We start from the raw sequence: 19,359 nt of genomic DNA, 5'->3' as shown, positions 1-19,359 counted from the left end.
TCGTGGTATTTCCAATTCTTCCGGAAATCGGTATCGCGCTGTACGAGTGGAGCAAATCCGGTCCGCCCAGTTCGTCGTCGCGGGACGAGAGTGCGGATGCGACGCAGGCGCGGAATCGGATCAAGGAAATCGAGAGTGCCGGGCTCGGTCTGCAATCGCAGCCTTCGAAGGTGCCCGAATCCGCATATGTGAACCCGGACCAGTTGGACGACCTGTACGGTCGGGTTTCGGCGATGTCGGTGACCGATGTCAAGGGGCTCGAGCAGCGGTGGAATGCCCTGAAGAACGCACTGGACGACGGTCTGAAGAATTTTCAGCCGGAAATCCTGAAGGCGATGGACGGCAAGTGGAACGGCGCCTCGGCCAAGTCGGCGTCGGACGGTATCAAGGAGTATGTCGACAAGTCGGCCGGTCTGGTCGGGTCGGTGCAGTTGGTCGCCGAGAAGGTGAAGCTCGTCCGTTCCGGGATCGAACTCACCACGGCCAATGTGCAGGAAGCGCCCGGTCACACCATCACCAGCAACATTGCCAGCTGGATTCCGGGTCCGACGTGGAATATCAACAGCCATCGGGACGAGCAGTACAAGTCGGCCGCCGAGAACACGGTCAAGAACGTCTTCTACCCGTCGGTGCGTGAGGCCGATACCGGTGTCCCGCTGGTGCCCAAGCCGTACAACCCCGTCTACAAATCCGACGACACCACGAAGAAGCCGGGTGACGATACCGGCGGTAACACACCGGGTAAGAACCAGTCGAAGAGCCCCACCACGGGGACGGATCCGAAGACGAGTAACACCGGTACCGAAAACCCCGGGAGCACCAACCCCTCTACGACGGACGACACGTCGAGCACCAGCCCCAGCGCAACCAACACCTCGACCACGCCGACCACCACCGACACACCAACCGTTCCGGCATCGACGACTCCCACCGGGACCACCCCGAGCCTCAGCTCCGGCACCTCCGGCCTCAGTAGCTCGGGCACCCCGTCGACGGGCACGCCGTCCCCGGGTAAAACCCTCGACCTCCCGCCGGTGGTCACCACCTCCGGCCCCACCGGCACGTCCACTTCCAGTGGCAGCACCGGCCGTTCGGGTATGTCGGGTATGGGTATGCCGGGTTCCCGTGGCGGCGGCAAGGATGACGAAAAGGAGTCGAAGTCGAAGGAATACCTGGTGAATCAGCAGAACGGTGAGGAGCTCACCGGTCTCGATGAGGCGCATCGGGTGAAGACGGTGCCGCCGGTGATCGGCGAATGACCGTGCGGGACTGGACTTTTACTCCGCTCGGCTTCAAGGTGCTGTGGCGGGCGATGGAACGCGATGTACTGCCGTATCCGCTGCAATACCGCTCCACCGAACGGACGCTGGCCGAATACGACCAGGCGTGGAAGGACGAGGCGGGCGCTCTGCACCGCCAACTCGACGACTGGCTGCGCTCCGCGCTCGGTATTCTCGCGCAGCCCGAGGCGCGCATCCAGGTCGCCGGATTCCTGGGCAAGACGAAGCTCCGGGTGCATGTCGCGGTTCGGCATCAGCACGCGGTATGGCTGCGGCAGGAGCCCACCGATGATCCGGATCGCGGTGGGGCGGTACATATGTCGATGATGGGTGCCGACTATGTTTCGCGCCGGGTGGCGGATCTGTTGCCGCCCGCGCGGCGCGGCAGTGGACCAGGGCTGGAGGTTTCGCGCCACGATGTCGAGGACGGCGCGGATGACGACCGCCCGTACTACGTGGGTTCGCGCTCACCGCGTCAGGAGGCCGCCCAGTTCTTCGAACGGCCGCGTCCCAATGTCGTGCATGTTGCGGTGTATGCGGGTGCGGCCTGGGACAACCGGCCCGCGCCTGCACGCGGCTTCCATGTCATGGACTATCCGGATGGCCGCTATCTGGTGCGCAGTGGCGGCACAATCAGCGCCGTCCCCGCGGACGCGCTGGTCATCACGGACAACCTCGACCGAGCGATGCGCGCAACGGTCGAGGGATTCCGCGAGGAGAACGAACCGGGCTACCGCTCCTACGCCTGAAGCACCACCTTGCCGACTGTGCCGCGCGACTTGAGCGCGCGGTGCGCGTCGGCCGCGTCGGCAAGTGCGAAACGCTGGACCGCGGGCCGCAGCCGACCGGCTGCGGCCTCGGTCATGGCCTTATCCTCCAGCGGGCGCAGGTCGCCGCCGACACGCTGGAGCATGCGGGGTCCCACGACCATCTCGGAGGTGATGCCGCGCGTCGTCGATTCCTGCTCCGAAAGCGATAGCGGAGCACCGTCGGCCGCGCCGTAGATCAGATGCTGACCGCCCTTGCCGAGCAGATCGATTGCGGTGCGGCTTATTTCGCCGCCGACACCGTCGAACAGCACAGTCGCCCTGCGGTCGCCGAGTTGGGCACGCACCTGCTCGGGCCAGTCGGGACGAAGATAGTCGATCGCGATATCCGCGCCATTGCGTTGCACCAGTTCGACTTTCGCGGGTCCACCGGCCAGCCCGACGGCCGTCGCGCCGACATTCTTCGCATACTGAACAAGCAGTGTTCCGATGCCACCCGCAGCGGCGGTTATCACCACAACACTGCCGGGGCCGAGTTCGGTGAACAACAGAATCCCCATGGTCGTTCGCCCGGTGCCGACGATCGCGACCGCCTCCGCCGGATCGAGCTCGGCCGGAATCTCGTGCAGCCGAGTCGTTTCCGTAACAGCCAACTCGGCATAGCCACCGGGCCCCTGGCCGAGATGCGCGACGACTCGCTTGCCGAGCCAGGACGCATCGACGTCGGGTCCGATCTGGTCCACGGTCCCGGCGACTTCACGCCCCGGGATCGTCGGCAACGTGGGCGGCGGATAGGGACCGGCAGCGCCACGGCGCAAGGCCGTATCGATGAAATGCACGCCCGCCGCCGCGACCCGGATGAGCACCTGACCTGGTCCCGGCACCGGATCGGGAACCGTTTCGTAACGGAGATTTTCGGCTGGTCCGAAGGTGTGAAGGCGGATGGCGTGCACGGTGACTCCTAGTCGTCGGCGAACCAGCCCACCCTGCAACCTGAAGCGCCGTTCAGGTCAAGCGGTGCCGGACCGCGAGCACCGTGCCTCGAATCCGTCGCAGAGCGCGGACAATCCGATATACAGCAGATCCTCCGAGGTCAGGTCGCTGACGCCACTGCCGTTCAGATCGGCGAGCGCGGGTGGGATCGGCAGTTGTGACGTTCCTTCCAGCAACGCCCGCAGTCCGTTCGAGCCCTCCGGATTCATGCCCTTGCGCGCGACCAGCGCACCGCTGATATGCGGCAGCGTGGCCCCGGAGATGTAGTTCCACACCGCGAAGGCCATGGTGGACGCCTCGCGGGTCGAGACATCGAGCTCGCGCAGCCCCTCGACCAGCCAGGCGAAACAGGCCAGCCCCTGCGGGCCGAAGCTGTAGCGGGGCATCGCGAAGGTGAGCAGCACCCACGGATGCTTCTGGTAGAGGGCCCAATCTATTTCGGCGGCAATGCGGACCCGGTCGCGCCAGGTCCAGTTCTTGCCCTCCGGCGACGGATACGGGTTGCGGGCCGAGATCTCGTCGGTCATCAGCGCGAGTAGTTCGTCCTTGTTCGCGACGTGCCGGTACAGCGACATGGCTCCGACACCCAGTTGCTCGGCGATATGTCGCATGGACAATCCGTCGAGCCCCGCCTCGTCGGCAAGGGCGATCGCCGTGTCGACAATGGCCGCCTGGGTGAGCTTCGGCTCGGTCATCCCATGACTCGCTTCCAGTTTTGGGACCGCATGCGTACACTGTACCCGGATTGATGCGTACGCCGTACGCGACACGGGAGAGGAAATCGACATGACACAGGTGGAGGTCGCGCAGGCGGCGCCGACCGGTTCGCGGCGTGCTCGGCTCGGTCTCGCGGTACTGCTGCTGCCGGTGCTGCTGGTGTCGATGGACATTTCGGTGCTGTTCCTGGCCATGCCGACGCTCACCCTCGATCTCGACCCCTCGGCCGCGCAGCAGCTGTGGATTCTCGATATCTACGGCTTCCTCATCGCGGGCCTGTTGATCACCATGGGCAATCTCGGCGACCGGATCGGGCGGCGCAATATTCTGCTGGTCGGTGCGTCGATCTTCGGTATCGCCTCGATCATCGCGGCCTTCGCGCCGAGTGCCGCGGTGTTGATCATCGCGCGAGCGCTGATGGGTATGGGCGGTGCGACCCTGCTGCCGTCGAGTCTGGCGCTGATCTCCAGTCTGTTCCCGGATGCCCGCGAACGCGCCGCCGCGATCGGTGTGTGGACCGCATTCTTCGCGGGTGGGTCCGCGGTCGGCCCGATCCTCGGCGGCCTGTTACTGCACCACTTCTGGTGGGGCTCGGTATTCCTCATCAACATTCCGGTGCTGCTGATCCTGCTCGCCTTCGGTCCGTTCGTGCTGCCCGAACATCGCGCCGGCGTGGTCGGTCCGCTGGATATTCCGAGTGTGCTGCTGTCGATCGGCGGCATTCTGCCGGTGGTGTACGCGGTGAAACAGATCGCCGCGGAAGGGTTCGATGTCGAACCGCTTGTAATCGGGCTCATCGGTGCGGTGCTGCTCGCGATCTTCGTGCGGCGGCAGCGACAGCTGGCCGAACCGCTGCTGGATCTGCGACTGTTCCGGCGGGCGCAGTTCTCGGTAGCCATCGGCTCCAGCCTGGTCGGCATGATGTCGCTGGCCGCGATGAGCTATCTGACCAGTGTCTACCTGCAATCGGTGACCGGACGGGACCCGCTCGCGGCCGCGCTGCTCGGGATTCCGATGGCGATCGCGGTATTCGTGTGCTCGATGGGGGGTGCGCGGGTCGGACACCAGCTCGGGGTGCGTCCCACCTTCGTGCTGGCGCTGCTGGCCTCGGCCATCGGCAATCTGATGCTGATCGGTGTCGGCGTGGACGGCGGAATCGCCTGGTATCTTTCGGGATCCACGATTGCGGGCATCGGCTACGGCCTGGCGTTCACCCTGGTATCGGATGTGGCGGTGTCCTCGGTGCCGGCGGAGCGGGCCGGATCCGCGGTCGGGATCTCGGAGACCAGTTTCGAATTGGGCAATGCGCTCGGCCTCGCACTGCTGGGTTCGGTTGCGGCACTGGTCTTCCGGTCCGGCGGCGACTATGCGGACACACTCGGTGAGACAATCCAGCATGCGGGCGGCAATTCCGCGCTGATCGATTCCGCACGCGAATCCTTTGTCTCCGGAATGCATGTCGCGACTTCGGTCGGTGCGCTGCTGTTGGTGGTGATGGCAGCGGTCGCCGCATTCTCGCCCCGGCGCTGACCGGCGCGCCTCCCCGGATTCGGCCGCGATTCGCGATATAATCAGATGTCATGATTTCGCATGACATCACCTCGATCGAGGGTTTCATCCGCAGCTACGACGAGATCGTCGCGGCATCGGATTTCGCGGCACTGCCAAGCCTTTTCGAGCCGGTGATCCTGGTGACCACCCCGACATCGAGTCGCTGTGTGAGCCGGGAAGAGTTCGTGGCCGCTGCCCGAGCGCGCGCCGACCAGTTCGGTGCGGGGTCGACGCCGCGCACTCGTCTGGTCGAGCAAACCACTTTCGCACTGGGCGGACACTGCTGGCTGACCTCGGCCCGGTGGGCGCTGTCGCTCGGCGAACGGTCCCTCGACGTCTACAGCGACTTCCTGGTGCGCCGTGCCGAAGACGGTCTGCGGATCGCGGCCTACCTGCCCCGACAGGATCTGCCCGAGCTCCTGCGCACCTCGGCAAATGATCGCGAACAGGGCAGGCCGGCGCATACAGTCGAGAGGTGAACGACACTCCCGAATCGAGCAATGGCCGCCCGCTCGCCGAGCGAGTGGCGTCCTGGCTGCTGTACCCGACATCCCGGCCGCGCGAGAAATCCCTGCGCGAGGAGGTCGCGGGCCGGACCGTGCTGGTGACCGGCGCGTCGCACGGCATAGGCAAGGCGAGCGCGCGCAAACTGGCCGCGGCCGGCGGGATCGTGCTGCTGGTTGCCCGCTCTGTTGACGACCTGGAGCAGGTGGCGGCCGAGATCACCGCCGAGGGCGGTAGCGCGCACGTGCACCCGACGGATATGACCGATATGGACGCCGTCGAAAAACTCGGGCGCGACCTACTCGCCGAGCACGGTCATATCGATGTGCTGATCAATAACGCGGGCAAGTCGATTCGCCGTTCGATCGACGAATCCTATGACCGCTTCCATGATTTCACGCGCACCATCGATGTGAACTACCTCGGGCCGGTCCGGCTGCTGCTCACCTTGCTGCCGAGTATGCGCGCACGCAAACAGGGCCATATCGTCAATATCTCCACCTGGGGCGTGCTCATGCCGCCCGCCCCGCGGTGGGCCGCCTACGGTGCTTCCAAATCCGCCTTCGATGTCTGGTTGCGCAGTGCCGCAGCCGAAATCGCCGCCGACAAGGTGCGGACGACCTCCATCTACATGCCGCTCGTGCACACCAGGATGAGCGCGCCGACCGACTTCAGCCGCGTTCCCGGGCTTACCGTCGACGAAGCCTCCGATCTGGTCTGTCACGCCGTGGTTGCCAAGCCACGCAAGATCGCGCCCTGGTGGTCGCCGGGGGTCCAGGCGTGGTCCGATCTGACCCGAGGACGGGCGCAGCGCTTCATGGAACACGCGTTCCTCGCTGATCGTTATACGCCACGTGTCCGGCGCGGACGCGGGCCGATCTGATCGAGCAGCACATTGACCTCGTCCGGAAAACCATTGGTCACCGCCTTCGGCGTCTTGGCCGGGAATCGGCGCGTGACGTGCTCCTCCGCGGCTGATCCCGGCAGGACGTAGACGGGTTCGGCCTTGTTCTGCAGCGGACGCACGACATCATCGAGGTGGGTTTTGCGATCGTCGAGGTAGGCGCCGATCACATCCTCGCCCGCCGGGCAGACGGCCATGCAGTATCCGGCCTTGTAGTTGGGTTTGAACGACAGGCTCTGCCACATCGAGAACGATTCGCCGGTGGTGACGCGCTCGCGGTACTCGGCGGCGCTGTCGCTGTCGGCGACGGTTTCGGCCCAATCGGTGAAGCCGCCCATGAACTCTCGGTAGTTGTGGGTATAGCAGGCCTGGAAATCGAAGCCGCCGTCATTGGTGATCGCGCCGACCGGACAGGCCGATACGCACAGCTTGCATTCCAGGCACGGATTGAAATCCAATGCGGCGCTCGGCTCGTCGATCACCGCATCGGTGACCACCGTGCCCAACAGGATGAAATTGCCGAACTTCGGGTGAATCACGTTGCGGTGGATACCCATGACGCCCAATCCGGCCGCCTCGGCCACCACCGTGTGCGATCACCCAGATCCGACCCGGGAACTTGTCGACCTCCATCGGATATCCGGGCGCGGGGTAGACGGCGCGGTACCCGGCATCCTGCAGGGCCCTGGTAATGCGGCGCGACACCTCGTTGGTCTCGTCGTCGGCGTGGTTGAATTCGGTATTGGCCAGGCTGCGCATGGTGCTGCGCAGGTTGTCCCGGTTCATCCGGACACAGAAGGTCACGAATGTGCGTGCGGAGGGCAGGATTTCGCGCGCATGATCGAGTTCGACCGCCACCCTCGGATCGTCGACCGGTACGAAGCCGACATCGTCGGCTCCGGCCGCGAGGCAGAGCTCGCGCAGCCGCGCCGCATTCAGCACCGGATCCGGTGTCGTGCGCGCCATTTCGGTCATCCGTTTGACGGTTGGATGCTCCGCCAATCGTCGCTGTCCAGTTGGTTCCTTGTCCGACATCGGCCCTCCTCGTAACCGCGAGACCGATACGGCCTCAGGAAGATAGACCGCGCCGGTCCCCGAAACTCATCGCACTCCGGGCGTGTCGGAAGGTAAGTGGTCGGCGGTATCGCGGTTCGGGCGCACTTTGTCGGCTGTCCACGCGACGGCCGCGCCGACGCACGCGCCGAGCAGCCAACCGGCCAGGACATCGGTCGGCCAGTGTGCACCGAGATACACCATGCACCCGCCGACGAACACCACCGCCACAACGAGCACGACGCCCGCCGCGCGGCGCAAACGGGGCGAGCGCCACCGCACCGCCAGGAATATGCCCATCGCCAGTGCCGAGGTAGCCGCAGCATGAGTGGAAGGCATTGCCCAGCTGTGGATTTCGGGCCACAAGGTCAGATCGCCAGCCGGCCGCGGCCGCCTGACCACCTGTTTCAACCAATGTGCGATGAAATCACCCAGCAACAGACTTCCCGCCGCGATACCGCCGACCCGCCAGCTCCGCGTCGCGACCACGGCCAATACCCCGGCCAGGGCGACGATCTCGAGTACCTCGATGCGCATGCCGGCATTGCCGATGCCTTGAATCACCTGCGTCACCGCGTCGGCGCGCCGGACCGAGACGACGCGCATGATGCTCTCATCGAACCCCATCGCGCCCATGTTTCCAGACCCCCAGCGGTGGCAGGAGACATCCCGAGCCCGCTCCGGTCCGAAGATCATGTGTGGCCCGGTCGGGGTGAGGGAGCCCGGCCGTGTCACGCATAGGATCGACGGGTGCACGGATCGGATGCGGGGACCACCAGGTTGGCGACGTTGTTCGCGTTGGCGGACTCGCGGCTGCCGATCGGGGGACATGTGCATTCCGGCGGTGTGGAGGAGGCGGTGGCGTCCGGGATGGTGCGCGATGTCGCGACGGTGGAGCTGTATTTGCGGCGGCGGATCCGGACATCCGGACTGGTCGCGGCCTCGTTGGCGGCGGCGGTATGTGCGGGGAAGATGACCGCCGAGCGGGCGGAGGCCGAGGCCGATGCGCGGACACCGGCTCCGGCAGCGCGGGCGGCGTCGCGGGCGCAGGGACGTGGTTTGGCGCGGTTGGCGAAACAGGTTTGGCCGGGGGCGGATTGGACGGTTCTCGGTATGCGGCCGCATCTGTCGACGGCCTTCGGTGTGGTCGGGCAGATCTGCGGTGCGACTCCGGAGCAGGCCGCCGCGGTCGTCGTCTACACGACCATGACCGGCGCGGCGACTGCGGCACAGCGGTTGCTGGCGCTGGATCCCGCCGCTGTGGCCGCCTGCACGATCCGGCTCGGCGAACTCTGCGATCGGACCGCCGCCGCGGCCGCGGCCGAACTCGCCGCGCTCTCGGATCCGCTACAGGACGTACTCGCACAGCGACACCTCGTACGTGATATGCCCCTGTTCGCGTCCTAGGCGCGCAATCGGTAAGGATGAAGGCGGAAAGGAGCACCATATGCCACCCCACCTGATCGACGGCGAACCGCACGATCACTCGCACGACCGGCCCAAGCGCGCACGCACGCCCGGGGAGGCGCTGCGCATCGGTATCGGCGGACCGGTCGGTTCGGGCAAGACCGCTCTGGTGGCCGCCCTGTGCCGACAGCTGCGTGCCGAACTCTCGCTCGCGGTGCTGACCAACGACATCTACACCACCGAGGACGCCGACTTCCTGCGCAGGCACGCCGTGCTGCCGGATGAGCGGATCACCGCCGTGCAGACCGGTGGCTGCCCGCACACCGCCATTCGCGACGACATCACCGCGAACCTCGATGCCATCGATGATCTGATCGCGGCCAACCCGCCGCTGGATCTGATCCTGGTCGAATCCGGCGGTGACAACCTCACTGCCACGTTCTCCTCCGGCCTCATCGATGTACAGATCTTCGTCATCGATGTCGCGGGCGGCGACAAGGTGCCGCGCAAGGGCGGCCCCGGCGTGACGTTCTCGGATCTGCTGGTGATCAACAAAACCGATCTGGCCCCGCTGGTCGGTGCCGACCTCGACGTCATGGCACGCGATGCCGCGAAGGTACGCGAGGGTCGCCGCACGGCGATGATCTCGCTGACCGAGGATCCGGCCGCCACCGCGGTGCTCGCGTGGGTGCGCGAACAGCTGCGGGCCACCGCCGAACAGGACAAATCCGGCACCGAATCCGCTGTTGCGCACTGAGGTTCGCATTGTCGCGGCCGTCGGCACACTGCCCGAGATCCACGCGAGCGGCGGGCTGGCGGCCCGGCGCACCGGTCCGGACGCCGTCCACCTGATCGGCACCGCGGCCACTCCGCTCGGCGGCGATGAACTCGATATCGAGATCGTGGTCGGCGCGGGCGCACGTCTGGTGGTGCGCTCGGTCGCGGCCACCATCGCGCTACCGAGCACACGCACGCCATTGTCGTTGGCGCACTGGCATTTCGACGTCGCGGGCGAGCTGGATTTCGATCCGGAGCCGACGATCGTGGCGGGCGGCGCGCACCACCACGCGGTGACCGAGGTGCGATTGACTCCCGACGCCCGGCTACGGCTGCGCGAACGCGTACAGATCGGGCGCACCGGCGAAGACGGTGGCGGCTGGCGCGGTGACCTGATCGCCGATATCGGCGCCCTGCCGCTGTTGCGGCATCGACTCGAACTCGGTGCAGGTGGTGCCGCCGACGACAATCTCGCCGCACCAAGGGCATTGGACAGCGAGCTCGTCTATCCGGACGACCGCCCCGTGGAAACCGACGGCCTGGTCGCGTCCCGCCTCCCGCTCGCATTGGGCGGGACCTTGTCCACCCGAACGGGACCGCTGCTCGTCAGTACGCGATAGCTCCCGATTCGCCGAGAAATGTGTAATCCATCACAGCGGCGCCTTTGCCCGGACCGACGCGGTGTAGCGATGTGCCGGGCGGGGGAATGAAAAGAGGTGGGAACCCGCCAACGTCGTCAGGTTCCCACCCCGGTTCGGCGCTCGATCAGTCGCCGACGACCCGCGACGGCGCATTGAACGCATTGACCGCGCCGATGGCCGCACCGGCCGCCGCCCCGATCACGGCCGCCGGGGCCGTGATCACGGCCGCGCCGAAGCCCGCCCCGAGCATCGGACCCGCGACCAGGCCCACCGGCGCGAACGCAAGTCCTGCGACCAGTCCCAGTGCACCGCCGACCAGCGCGGAGGTTGCCGCGACCGGGACCGCCGCCCCGGCCCCAGCCACTGCACCCATCGCGGCGGTGCCGATGGTCTGTCCGGCGATCCGGTCCGAGCGGCTGCGCTCCATGCCGATCGAATCGAGGAATGTCGCCAGATTGGCCTCGGCGATTGCGGAGTTGTCGTTGATCTGGATGGCCTGCTCCTGGTTGATCCAATCCGGTGCGTCGATGGTGACGTCACCGAAGCGGAACTTGCCGGGCGGCGGCGCGATCGGCGGCACCGCAGCTACGGGGCCGGGCGCGTGCAGCACACCGATGGGCGCGAGGTATTTCTTCTCCGGCGCGGGACGTGACCACTGCAGCGAGCTCTTGGTGTCGTCCGGGATGTGCAGACCCTCATACGGCATCGCATTGGGGGCGTCGGCGGCGGGCCACTGCGGCTTCTGCTCCTGAGTGGCTGTATTCGACTGTGCGGGATCGGCATTCGCGGTGCCGGTGCCCACCAGCGCCAGAACGAGCGGTACTGCACCCGCCGCGACCATCGTCCCCATCTTCCGTCGCTGCGGGTTGGGAGCTCTGAAGGCTAGCCCACCTTGCGGTCGGTCGCCTTCTCGGTACGCGCGGCCTTCCCGTTCTCCGCGGGCGGCGCCCCCAACGCGGCCGCGAGTTCGTCGGCCTCCTGCTGATCGGCCTGCACCGCCTCCACCGCGAGCCGGGCGAAGACCCACTGCTCGGTGGCCGCCATCTGCCCGCGGGTGCGGCCGAGGAAGGTCACGAACCACTGGATGACGGTGATGATCCGGCTGCGGTAGCCGACCAGGTAGTACAGGTGCAGCGCGAGCCAGGCCAACCAGGCGATGAATCCGCCGAACTCCAGCTTGCCGACCTGGCAGACGGCGCTGAACCGCGACACCGTCGCCATGCTGCCCTTGTTGAAGTACTTGAACGGCTTGCGGTCCTGCGGCGCTTCGCCTTTCAGTCCGGCCTTGATCTGCTTGGCCGCATAGGTCGCGCCCTGGATCGCACCCTGTGCCTGACCGGGCACATTCGGCACCGACATCAGGTCGCCGACCACGAACACATTCGGGTGGCCCTTGATGGTCAGATCGGGTTCGACGATCACACGCCCGGCACGGTCGGTCTCGGTGCCGTCGGAGCGTTCGGCGAGCATCTTGCCCAGCGGGCTGGCCTGCACACCGGCCGACCACACCTTGCACGAGGATTCGATCCGGCGCACCGTGCCGTCGGCATCCTTCACCGTGACCCCATGCGCGTCGACATTGGTGACCATGGCGTTGAGCTGGATCTCCACCCCCATCTTCTCCAGCCGCCGCTTGGCCTTACCGCCCAGCTTCGGACCCATCGGGCCCAGCACCGCACCCGCGCCCTCGACCAGGATCACCCTGGCATCGCGCGGATCGATGTTGTGGAAGGTGCCCTCCAGGGTGCGATCGGCCAGTTCGGCGATCTGACCGGCCAATTCGACCCCGGTGGGTCCGGCGCCGATCACCACGAAGGTGAGCAGACGATCCCGCACTTCCTGGGTCGTGGCCAGTTCGGCGCCTTCGAATGAGCCGAGGATGCGCGCGCGTAGCTCCAGCGCGTCGTCGATGGTCTTCATGCCGGGGGCGTAGGTGGCGAACTGATCGTTGCCGAAGTAGGACTGCTGCGCGCCGGTCGCCACGATCAGGCTGTCGAAGGGGGTGACGGTGTTCTGGTTGAGCAGCTGCGAGGTGACCGTTTTGTGCTCGAGGTCGATATCGATGACATCGCCGAGCAGCACCTGGGCGTTCTTCTGCTTGCGCAGCACCAGCCGGGTCGCGGGGGCGATCTCACCGACCGACAGGATGCCGGTGGCCACCTGGTAGAGCAGCGGCTGGAACAGGTGGGTCGAGGTCTTGGAGATCAGGGTGACGTCGACGTCGGCATGTTTGAGGTGCTTGGTACCGAACAAGCCGCCGAATCCGGAGCCGATCACCACCACCCGGTGGCGATGGTTCTCCTGGACAGACTGAGTGCTCATCGTCGGTGCTCCTCAAACCTGGGGTGCGGCCCCTCGAACGGTGTTGACCCGACTTACGGTAGTCGGCGCTCTGCTGGCCGTCGCGGCGAGATCCCGGTTGTTGATGTGCCGATTCTTTCGAGCGAACGAATGTGAAAAAGAGAATACGATAGATCCTGTCGTTCAGGGAGGTTTGTCATGGTCGCCGGTGGCCGTGTCGCCCACATCCGCAGCGGGAATGGAAAGCCCAGCGTGCGGCACGAATCCGAGAATGCGTCGCTCATCGACGTCCCGGACGACCACCTGATTGATCGACTGCTGCGCCGGGTTCCCGAGCGTCCGCATGTGCTGGCCTCACCGCCGCGCGGTAGCACCGCGATCGCGGTGACCGGAGATGCCGGACTTCCGTATTTCGGCCGGGGCCTGCACTACTTGCGGTGGGGTCCGGCGGAAATGATGCAGCGGTATCGCCGCTACGGTCCGGTGTCGCTGAATTCGTCGCTGGGCTTGGATCGGGTGCTGGTCTGCGGTCCGGAGGCGATCGATGAGGTGCTCGGTAAGCGGCGTCGCGATTTCGGTCAGGGCTGGGACTACTTCATCGGTCCGTTCTTCCGGCGCGGACTGCTGCTCCTGGAATTCGACGAGCACATGTTCCATCGCCGGATCATGCAGCAGGCCTTCACTCGGGAGCGGCTGGAGGCCCATCTCGCGGCGCTGACGCCGGTGGCGCGGGCCGCCGTCGATCGGTGGGTGCCGCGGACCGGCGGCACCGTCCGGCTCTATCCGACGATCAAGGAATTGACGCTGGAGATCGCGGGCGAGACCTTTATGGCCGTCGATGTCGGGATGCAGCGCCGCAAGCTGATCGATGCGTTCATCGACTGCACCCATGCCGGATTATCGGTTATTCGACATCCGGTGCCCGGCGGCAATTGGCGTGCCGGGCTGCGCGGGCGCAAGGTGCTCGAGCAGTACTTCACCGACATGCTGCCGAGCAAGCGACGAACGGAGTCGGCGGATTTCTTCTCCGGACTGTGTCATGCGCGCACCGAGGACGGCGCCGAATTCAGCGACGCGGATGTGGTCAACCACATGATCTTCCTGATCATGGCCGCGCACGACACCACGACGACCACCGCGACCGCCGTGGCCTACTACCTCGGCAAACATCCCGAATGGCAGCGGCGGGTGCGCGCCGAGGTGCACGCGGTCGATGCCGAAATCGGCGGCGCCGCACCGACAATCGCCGATCTGGACCGGATGCACGAACTGGATCTGGTGATCAAGGAGAGTTTGCGCTTGATGCCGCCGGTGCCCGGACTGCCGCGACGGGCGGTGCGCGACACCGAAATTCTCGGGCACTACATTCCGGCGGGCACGCCGATCGATTGCGCGTATACGGTCAATCACTTCCTGCCGGAGCTGTGGACCCGGCCGGAAATGTTCGATCCGGAACGCTTCGGCGAAGCGCGGCGCGAGGACAAATCGCATCGACTCGCCTGGGTGCCCTTCGGTGCGGGTGCGCACAAATGCATCGGGATGCACTTCGGGACATTCGAGGTGAAGACGATCATTGCCGCGCTGGTGCGAGATTACGAATGGGAGCTCCCGGGGGAATATCGAATGCCGTGGGGATTCACGACGATTCCGTTCCCCCGGGATGGTGCGCCCGTATCTTTGCGTCCCCTCAGCGTCCGCTGAACAGGAGTTCGGCGACCTTGGTGTCGGTCGAGGCGCCCTCGGTATAGCCGCCGTCGCTGCCGAGCGAGCTCATGATGGCCAGGGTGTAGCGCTCGCCGGGGCCTGCGAAGCCGACCGAGTTCACCACCCAGCCGCCCTGTTCCTCGGACCAGCCGTTCTTGAGTCCGGGCCGCATCGCGGCGCCCGCACCCCACACGCCCCAGTGCTGGTTGCTGTCGACCGCGCGCATACGGTCGAACAGGTAGTTCCGGTCGTCCGGGTGCATATTGTTGAAGATCGAATCCAGCAGCCGATCCAGGTCGGCGGGGGTGCACTTCTGGAACGACCAGTCCGGGAACATCGCGGTATTCGTCGGCTGCGGAACCAGGTTCACCATGCCGCTGGCGCGGAAGGCATTGTTATAGGCCATCCGATCGAGGCCGGCGTACTTGTTCCAGAGGATGTCGGCGGCTTGGTCATTGGAGGTGGCGAGCATCGATTCCATCAGGCCGCGGTCCTCGGGACCGAGACCGATCACGCCCGCCCGCGCGCGGTTGAGCAGGTCGGCGGCGATCGCCAGTTTGATGGTGGAGGCGGTCCAGACCGAGTTTTCCGCATTCTCGTTCGCGTACACCCCACCGCTGACTCGGTCGCGAACCACATAGCCGGTCACGCCGGGCCGATTCTTCAAATACGCGTCGACAGCGGCGATTCGGCTGCTCATATCGCAATCGAAGCCGGCGATGCAGCCCTGCGTATGGGCCGGAGGCGCCGCGTAGGCCGATGGAATCAGCGCGGTGGTAGTGGGGACCAGGATCGCCGCAGCGGCGAGGACAGAGACGGAGGCGTGACGCACGAGGCAACACGATCGCACATCGGCGGGCCGGACGCACGTCTTGAGCTCTGCGCGACGCTGTGGTAGGCGGCGTTGCGTGCTTGTACCGCAGCGTCTTTCGCGCTAGTGGAATGCCGCGTGCAATTCCTCGACAGTGCGACCGTTGAGGCGGTAGCAGTGGGCGAAGGCCTCGGCATGCTGATCGCGCGGCCAGGAATGTAGGACGACGGTGCGACCATAGGAGCGCGAGTTGACCAGCTCCCATCTGTCACCGACCCGGCGGACCGTGAATCCGCCTCTCGGCATCAGGGGAATCACCATCGCCATCATGAACGCGAACCAGCCTTTCGTGCAGCTATCCCGTTCCTCCCCGGTTGAGCACTGTTGCACATCGACGTCCGCGATCCGACGTGACACGACGAAGTAAATCGTTCGCGTGTGGCTCAATTCACTCCCGGAGGGATGGGGTCGGGAGGTTGCGTGCTGGTCGCTGGGCGTATAAACGTGCGGAAGCGCTGAGGCGTCCGGATAGGCGACTTGACGCGCAGTGCGGACATACCGGACCAACCGACGAGAGGGCGCAGATGCCGCTGCACATACATCGTGCCGAGCGCGCCGATGCGTTGGCGGAGGCGTTGGCGGCGCTGCTTGCCGAACCATTGCCGGACGCCTTCGCGGCCGAGGTGGTCGCGGTGCCCGCGAAGGGTGTCGAGCGGTGGTTGACGCAGCGGTTGTCGACGGTGCTCGGCGTGTCCGGTCGCTGCGACGGTGTTGCCGCGAATATCGAATTCCCGTCTCCAGGTGCGTTGGTCGCCGAAATATCAGCGGCGGCAAGTGGCGTGCGGGCAGAGGCGGATCCGTGGGCGCCGGAGCAGGTCGTGTGGACATTGCTGCGGGTGATCGATGCGTCGCTGGGCGAACCGTGGAGTGCGGTACTCGCGCGACATCTCGGGGTCGGGGAACCCGCCGGACATCGGGTCGGTCGACGGTATGCGACCGCCGCGCATGTGGCGGCGCTGTTCGACAGTTATGCGGCGCAGCGGCCGGGGCTCATCAAGGAGTGGGCGGCGGGTTCGGATACCGACGGTGCCGGCCGCGCGGTGCCGGATGATCTGCGGTGGCAACCGGAATTGTGGCGGCGGTTGCGGGCCGAGGTCGGGGCGCCGAGCCCGGCCGAGCGGTTGGACGCGGCCTGTGCGCGATTGCGGGACGAGCCGGATCTGGTGGATCTGCCTGGGCGTTTGTCGCTGTTCGGGGTGACGCGGCTGCCGAGCGATCAACTCGCGGTGTTATCCGCGCTGGGGGAGCGGCGCGATGTGCACCTGTGGCTCGCGCATCCGAGTCCGGCGATGTGGACGCAGGTGAGTGGACTGCCCGCGGCGGTGGCGCGGGCCGATGATGTGAGTGCAACGGTGGTGCGGCATCCGCTGCTCGCGGGGCTCGGCAGGGATGTGCGCGAGCTCCAGCAGCGGCTGGTCGGTGCCGTGGATCGGCACCATGCGGCTGTCGGATCGAATCAGGATGGCCGTCAGGAAGTTCCGGGTCCGACACTGTTGACCGCTCTGCAATCCGGGATTCGCGACGATGTGTGGCCCCCTGAACCCGCGAGCTTTCCTGACCACACCGTGCAGGTGCATTCGTGTCATGGACCGGCGCGACAGGTCGAGGTGTTGCGCGAATGCCTGCTCGGCTTGTTCGCGGCCGATCACTCGCTGGAACCCCGTGATGTGTTGATCATGTGTCCGGAGGTGGAGGCGTACGCGCCGCTGGTGCGGGCGGCGTTCGGGCAGAAGATGGTGGGATCGGTCGAGTCGGTGGGGGATTCGGCGCATCCCGCGCATCTGCTGCGGGTGCGGCTCGCCGATCGGGGGCGCGGGGTGACCAATCCGATGCTCGCGGTGATCGCGGTATTGCTCGAGCTCGCCGACGGGCGGGTGACGGTGACGCAGGTCCTGGATCTCGCGGCGTCCGAAACCGTCCGTCGCCGTTGCGGTTTCGATGACGACGATATCGAGCGGTTGCGCGAGTGGGCAGCCGAATCCGGCGCGCGGTGGGGTATCGGGCAGCGCCAGCGGCAGGCATTCGGGCTGGCCGACTTCGCGCAGAACACGCTCAACAGCGCGGTGGACCGCATCCTGCTCGGTGTCACCGCGGACGAATCTTCCGAGGACTGGCTGGATCTCGCGCTGCCGCTCGACGATGTGGACAGCAATGATGTGGATCTGGCCGGCCGGTTCGCGGAATTCATCGACCGGCTCGCGGTCTGCCTGCGCGATCTGCGCGGACCCCGTCCGGCGCACGAGTGGGCGACGGTGCTCGGCCGCTGCCTCGAACTGCTCACCGATGTGCCCGACAGTCAGGCGTGGGTGCGCACCGAGGCTCGCCGCGAGCTGGCCGCCGCCACCGACCATGCGGGTGATGTGCCGTTGCGGCTGGCGGATGTCGGTGTGCTGCTGTCGAGTCGGCTCGCGGCACGACCGACGAGGGCGAATTTCCGGACCGGCGAACTGACAGTGTGCACGATGGTGCCGATGCGTTCGGTGCCGCATCGGGTGGTGGTGTTGCTCGGCCTCGACGACGAGATCTTCCCGCGCACCAGCGGTGTGGACGGCGACGATGTGCTCGCACGCAATCCGCTACTGGGCGAACGGGATGCGCGCAGCGAGGATCGCCAGCTGCTGCTGGATTCAGTGCTCGCGGCCACGGAGCAGCTGTTGATCTTCCACACCGGCGCCGACCCGGTGACCGGTGCGCATCGCCCGCCCGCCATCCCGGTCGCCGAACTGCTCGATGCACTACGCGCGCACGTCGGCGCGGCAGGTATGGACGCGGTGGTGACCCGACATCCGTTGCAGGGCTTCGACCGTCGCAATTTCGCGGCCGAGCGCCCGTTCAGCTTCGATACCGTCGCCCTCGCCGGCGCGCGGGCCGCCGGACAACCGGCACAGCCGCGTCCCGTATTTCTGCCCGAACCGCTGCCGGCACTCGAACTCACGGATGTCGCACTGGCCGACTTGATTTCGTTCGTAGAGCATCCGGCGCGGGCATTTCTGTGGCAGCGCCTCGGGCTGCGCGTTCCCGAACACGAAGACGACATTGCCGACCGGCTGCCCATCGAACTCGACGGTCTCGCGAAATGGGAGCTGGGCGAACGACTGCTGTCCGCGCGACTCACCGGAGCGGATCCATCGACGCTGCGCGCGGCGGAGTGGCGGCGCGGGACCCTGCCGCCGTTCGGTTTCGGCGGTGCGGTGCTCGACGAGATCGAGTCTACGGTGGACAAGCTGGTGCGGGCGGCGCTGCCGGAGTACGAGGGTGCGCCGCGCGCGGTCGATATCGCCGTCGATCTCGGGAATGGCCGTCGGCTCACCGGCACGGTGCCCGAGGTGCGCGGTGAATCCTTGGTACGCACCATGTTCTCCCGGCTCGCCCCGAAACACCGTATTGCCGCCTGGGTTTCGTTGCTGGCATTGGCCGTCACAGAGGATCGCTCGTGGCGTGCTGTCACCACTGGTCGCGGCCAATTCGGCCGTCCCGCATGGCGTTCGGAAATCATGGCGCCGGAACCACCTGCCGCGCTGGCGATCCTGCGGGAACTGGTGCGGCTGCGTGACACCGGTCTGACCGAACCGCTGCCGATCGCCCCTTCCGCTACCGCCGCTTACGCCGAACGTCGCTTCCGCGGCTCGAACGCCGACGAGGCGGTGAGCGCCGCCGAACGCGAATTCAATGGCGGGCCCAACGGTCCCGGGCCGTTCGGTGACCACACCGACCGTCACCTGCGCTACATCTGGGGGCCTGCCCCTCGCCTCGAACACCTCATGGCTGCACCCGCGCCCGCGGGCGAGCCCGGGGAAACCACCCGCTTCGGATCGCTTGCTCGTCGCATGTGGGCACCGCTGTTGGCCGCCGAGAATCAGGGCCAGCCATGAGTCGGCGTAGTGATCGA

The 19,359-nt window shown here is 66.5% G+C and carries 17 protein-coding genes and 1 pseudogene; 10 read left to right on the top strand and 8 right to left on the bottom strand.

Annotated features, from left to right (window positions below):
- Positions 1-2 precede the first annotated feature (2 nt).
- Positions 3-1,259, top strand: coding sequence for a hypothetical protein (locus ACQPYR_RS25445; RefSeq protein ID WP_433621461.1), 1,257 nt, complete (start codon positions 3-5; stop codon positions 1,257-1,259).
- Positions 1,256-2,029: an ESX secretion-associated protein EspG gene (locus ACQPYR_RS25440; protein ID WP_433621460.1), complete on the top strand. Its 774-nt coding sequence runs from the start codon at positions 1,256-1,258 to the stop codon at positions 2,027-2,029. The genes ACQPYR_RS25445 and ACQPYR_RS25440 overlap by 4 nt, the downstream gene beginning before the upstream one ends.
- Here the strand turns inward: ACQPYR_RS25440 and ACQPYR_RS25435 are convergent.
- Both ACQPYR_RS25435 and ACQPYR_RS25430 read right to left on the bottom strand, forming a co-directional pair.
- Positions 2,020-3,000, bottom strand: coding sequence for a zinc-binding dehydrogenase (locus ACQPYR_RS25435; RefSeq protein ID WP_433621459.1), 981 nt, complete (start codon positions 2,998-3,000; stop codon positions 2,020-2,022). The two genes, ACQPYR_RS25440 and ACQPYR_RS25435, sit on opposite strands and share 10 nt — an antisense overlap.
- A gap of 57 nt (positions 3,001-3,057) precedes the next feature.
- Positions 3,058-3,735, bottom strand: coding sequence for a TetR/AcrR family transcriptional regulator (locus ACQPYR_RS25430; RefSeq protein WP_433621458.1), 678 nt, complete (start codon positions 3,733-3,735; stop codon positions 3,058-3,060).
- 91 nt (positions 3,736-3,826) lie between these two features.
- Here ACQPYR_RS25430 and ACQPYR_RS25425 point away from each other — a divergent pair, with 91 nt between their 5' ends.
- The 3 genes from ACQPYR_RS25425 to ACQPYR_RS25415 are packed head-to-tail and all read left to right on the top strand — an operon-like array spanning position 3,827 to position 6,695.
- Positions 3,827-5,287, top strand: coding sequence for an MFS transporter (locus tag ACQPYR_RS25425; RefSeq protein ID WP_433621457.1), 1,461 nt, complete (start codon positions 3,827-3,829; stop codon positions 5,285-5,287).
- A gap of 50 nt (positions 5,288-5,337) precedes the next feature.
- A complete protein-coding gene (locus ACQPYR_RS25420) occupies positions 5,338-5,787 on the top strand; it encodes a hypothetical protein (protein ID WP_433621456.1) in 450 nt (149 codons plus the stop codon).
- Positions 5,784-6,695 carry an SDR family NAD(P)-dependent oxidoreductase gene (locus ACQPYR_RS25415; RefSeq protein WP_433621455.1) on the top strand — a complete coding sequence of 304 codons (912 nt, stop codon included), beginning with the start codon at positions 5,784-5,786 and terminating at the stop codon, positions 6,693-6,695. Before ACQPYR_RS25420 ends, ACQPYR_RS25415 begins: the two co-directional genes overlap by 4 nt.
- On the opposite strand, the pseudogene ACQPYR_RS25410 reads toward ACQPYR_RS25415, so the two are convergent.
- A pseudogene (locus tag ACQPYR_RS25410) lies at positions 6,656-7,751 on the bottom strand (4Fe-4S binding protein). The gene ACQPYR_RS25415 and the pseudogene ACQPYR_RS25410 sit on opposite strands and share 40 nt — an antisense overlap.
- 66 nt (positions 7,752-7,817) lie before the next feature.
- Complete coding sequence (locus ACQPYR_RS25405) at positions 7,818-8,396, bottom strand: phosphatase PAP2 family protein (RefSeq protein ID WP_433621454.1); 579 nt, start codon at positions 8,394-8,396, stop codon at positions 7,818-7,820.
- Between the two features lie 123 nt (positions 8,397-8,519).
- On the opposite strand from ACQPYR_RS25405, the gene ACQPYR_RS25400 reads away from it, so the two are divergent.
- From ACQPYR_RS25400 to ACQPYR_RS25390, 3 genes are read left to right on the top strand one after another with little or no spacing between them, the layout of a single operon-like run.
- Positions 8,520-9,176 (top strand): urease accessory protein UreF, encoded by a 657-nt coding sequence (locus ACQPYR_RS25400; protein WP_433621453.1) that lies wholly within the window; start codon positions 8,520-8,522, stop codon positions 9,174-9,176.
- A gap of 40 nt (positions 9,177-9,216) precedes the next feature.
- Positions 9,217-9,933 (top strand): urease accessory protein UreG, encoded by a 717-nt coding sequence (gene ureG, locus ACQPYR_RS25395; protein ID WP_433621452.1) that lies wholly within the window; start codon positions 9,217-9,219, stop codon positions 9,931-9,933.
- Positions 9,923-10,573, top strand: a complete 651-nt coding sequence (locus tag ACQPYR_RS25390; RefSeq protein ID WP_433621451.1) for an urease accessory protein UreD — start codon at positions 9,923-9,925, stop codon at positions 10,571-10,573. The genes ureG and ACQPYR_RS25390 overlap by 11 nt, the downstream gene beginning before the upstream one ends.
- A gap of 145 nt (positions 10,574-10,718) precedes the next feature.
- Here the strand turns inward: ACQPYR_RS25390 and ACQPYR_RS25385 are convergent, their stop codons facing one another.
- Both ACQPYR_RS25385 and ACQPYR_RS25380 read right to left on the bottom strand, forming a co-directional pair.
- Complete coding sequence (locus ACQPYR_RS25385) at positions 10,719-11,444, bottom strand: hypothetical protein (RefSeq protein WP_433621450.1); 726 nt, start codon at positions 11,442-11,444, stop codon at positions 10,719-10,721.
- A 32-nt stretch (positions 11,445-11,476) separates the two neighbouring features.
- Entirely contained in the window at positions 11,477-12,916 is a 1,440-nt protein-coding gene (locus tag ACQPYR_RS25380) for an NAD(P)/FAD-dependent oxidoreductase (RefSeq protein WP_433621449.1), read from the bottom strand.
- 177 nt (positions 12,917-13,093) lie between these two features.
- On the opposite strand from ACQPYR_RS25380, the gene ACQPYR_RS25375 reads away from it, so the two are divergent.
- Positions 13,094-14,596: a cytochrome P450 gene (locus ACQPYR_RS25375; RefSeq protein ID WP_433621448.1), complete on the top strand. Its 1,503-nt coding sequence runs from the start codon at positions 13,094-13,096 to the stop codon at positions 14,594-14,596.
- Here the strand turns inward: ACQPYR_RS25375 and ACQPYR_RS25370 are convergent.
- Positions 14,583-15,431, bottom strand: coding sequence for a tat pathway signal sequence (locus ACQPYR_RS25370; protein ID WP_433621447.1), 849 nt, complete (start codon positions 15,429-15,431; stop codon positions 14,583-14,585). The two genes, ACQPYR_RS25375 and ACQPYR_RS25370, sit on opposite strands and share 14 nt — an antisense overlap.
- Before the next feature lie 102 nt (positions 15,432-15,533).
- Positions 15,534-15,731 carry a hypothetical protein gene (locus tag ACQPYR_RS25365; protein WP_387292870.1) on the bottom strand — a complete coding sequence of 66 codons (198 nt, stop codon included), beginning with the start codon at positions 15,729-15,731 and terminating at the stop codon, positions 15,534-15,536.
- Positions 15,732-15,994: 263 nt separating this feature from the next.
- On the opposite strand from ACQPYR_RS25365, the gene recC reads away from it, so the two are divergent.
- Positions 15,995-19,342, top strand: coding sequence for an exodeoxyribonuclease V subunit gamma (recC, locus tag ACQPYR_RS25360; RefSeq protein ID WP_433621446.1), 3,348 nt, complete (start codon positions 15,995-15,997; stop codon positions 19,340-19,342).
- Positions 19,343-19,359: the final 17 nt, after the last annotated feature.

This window comes from Nocardia sp. CA-120079, from assembly GCF_050955745.1.
Lineage (GTDB): Bacteria > Actinomycetota > Actinomycetes > Mycobacteriales > Mycobacteriaceae > Nocardia.
This window is presented reverse-complemented; position numbering and strand designations above follow the sequence as displayed.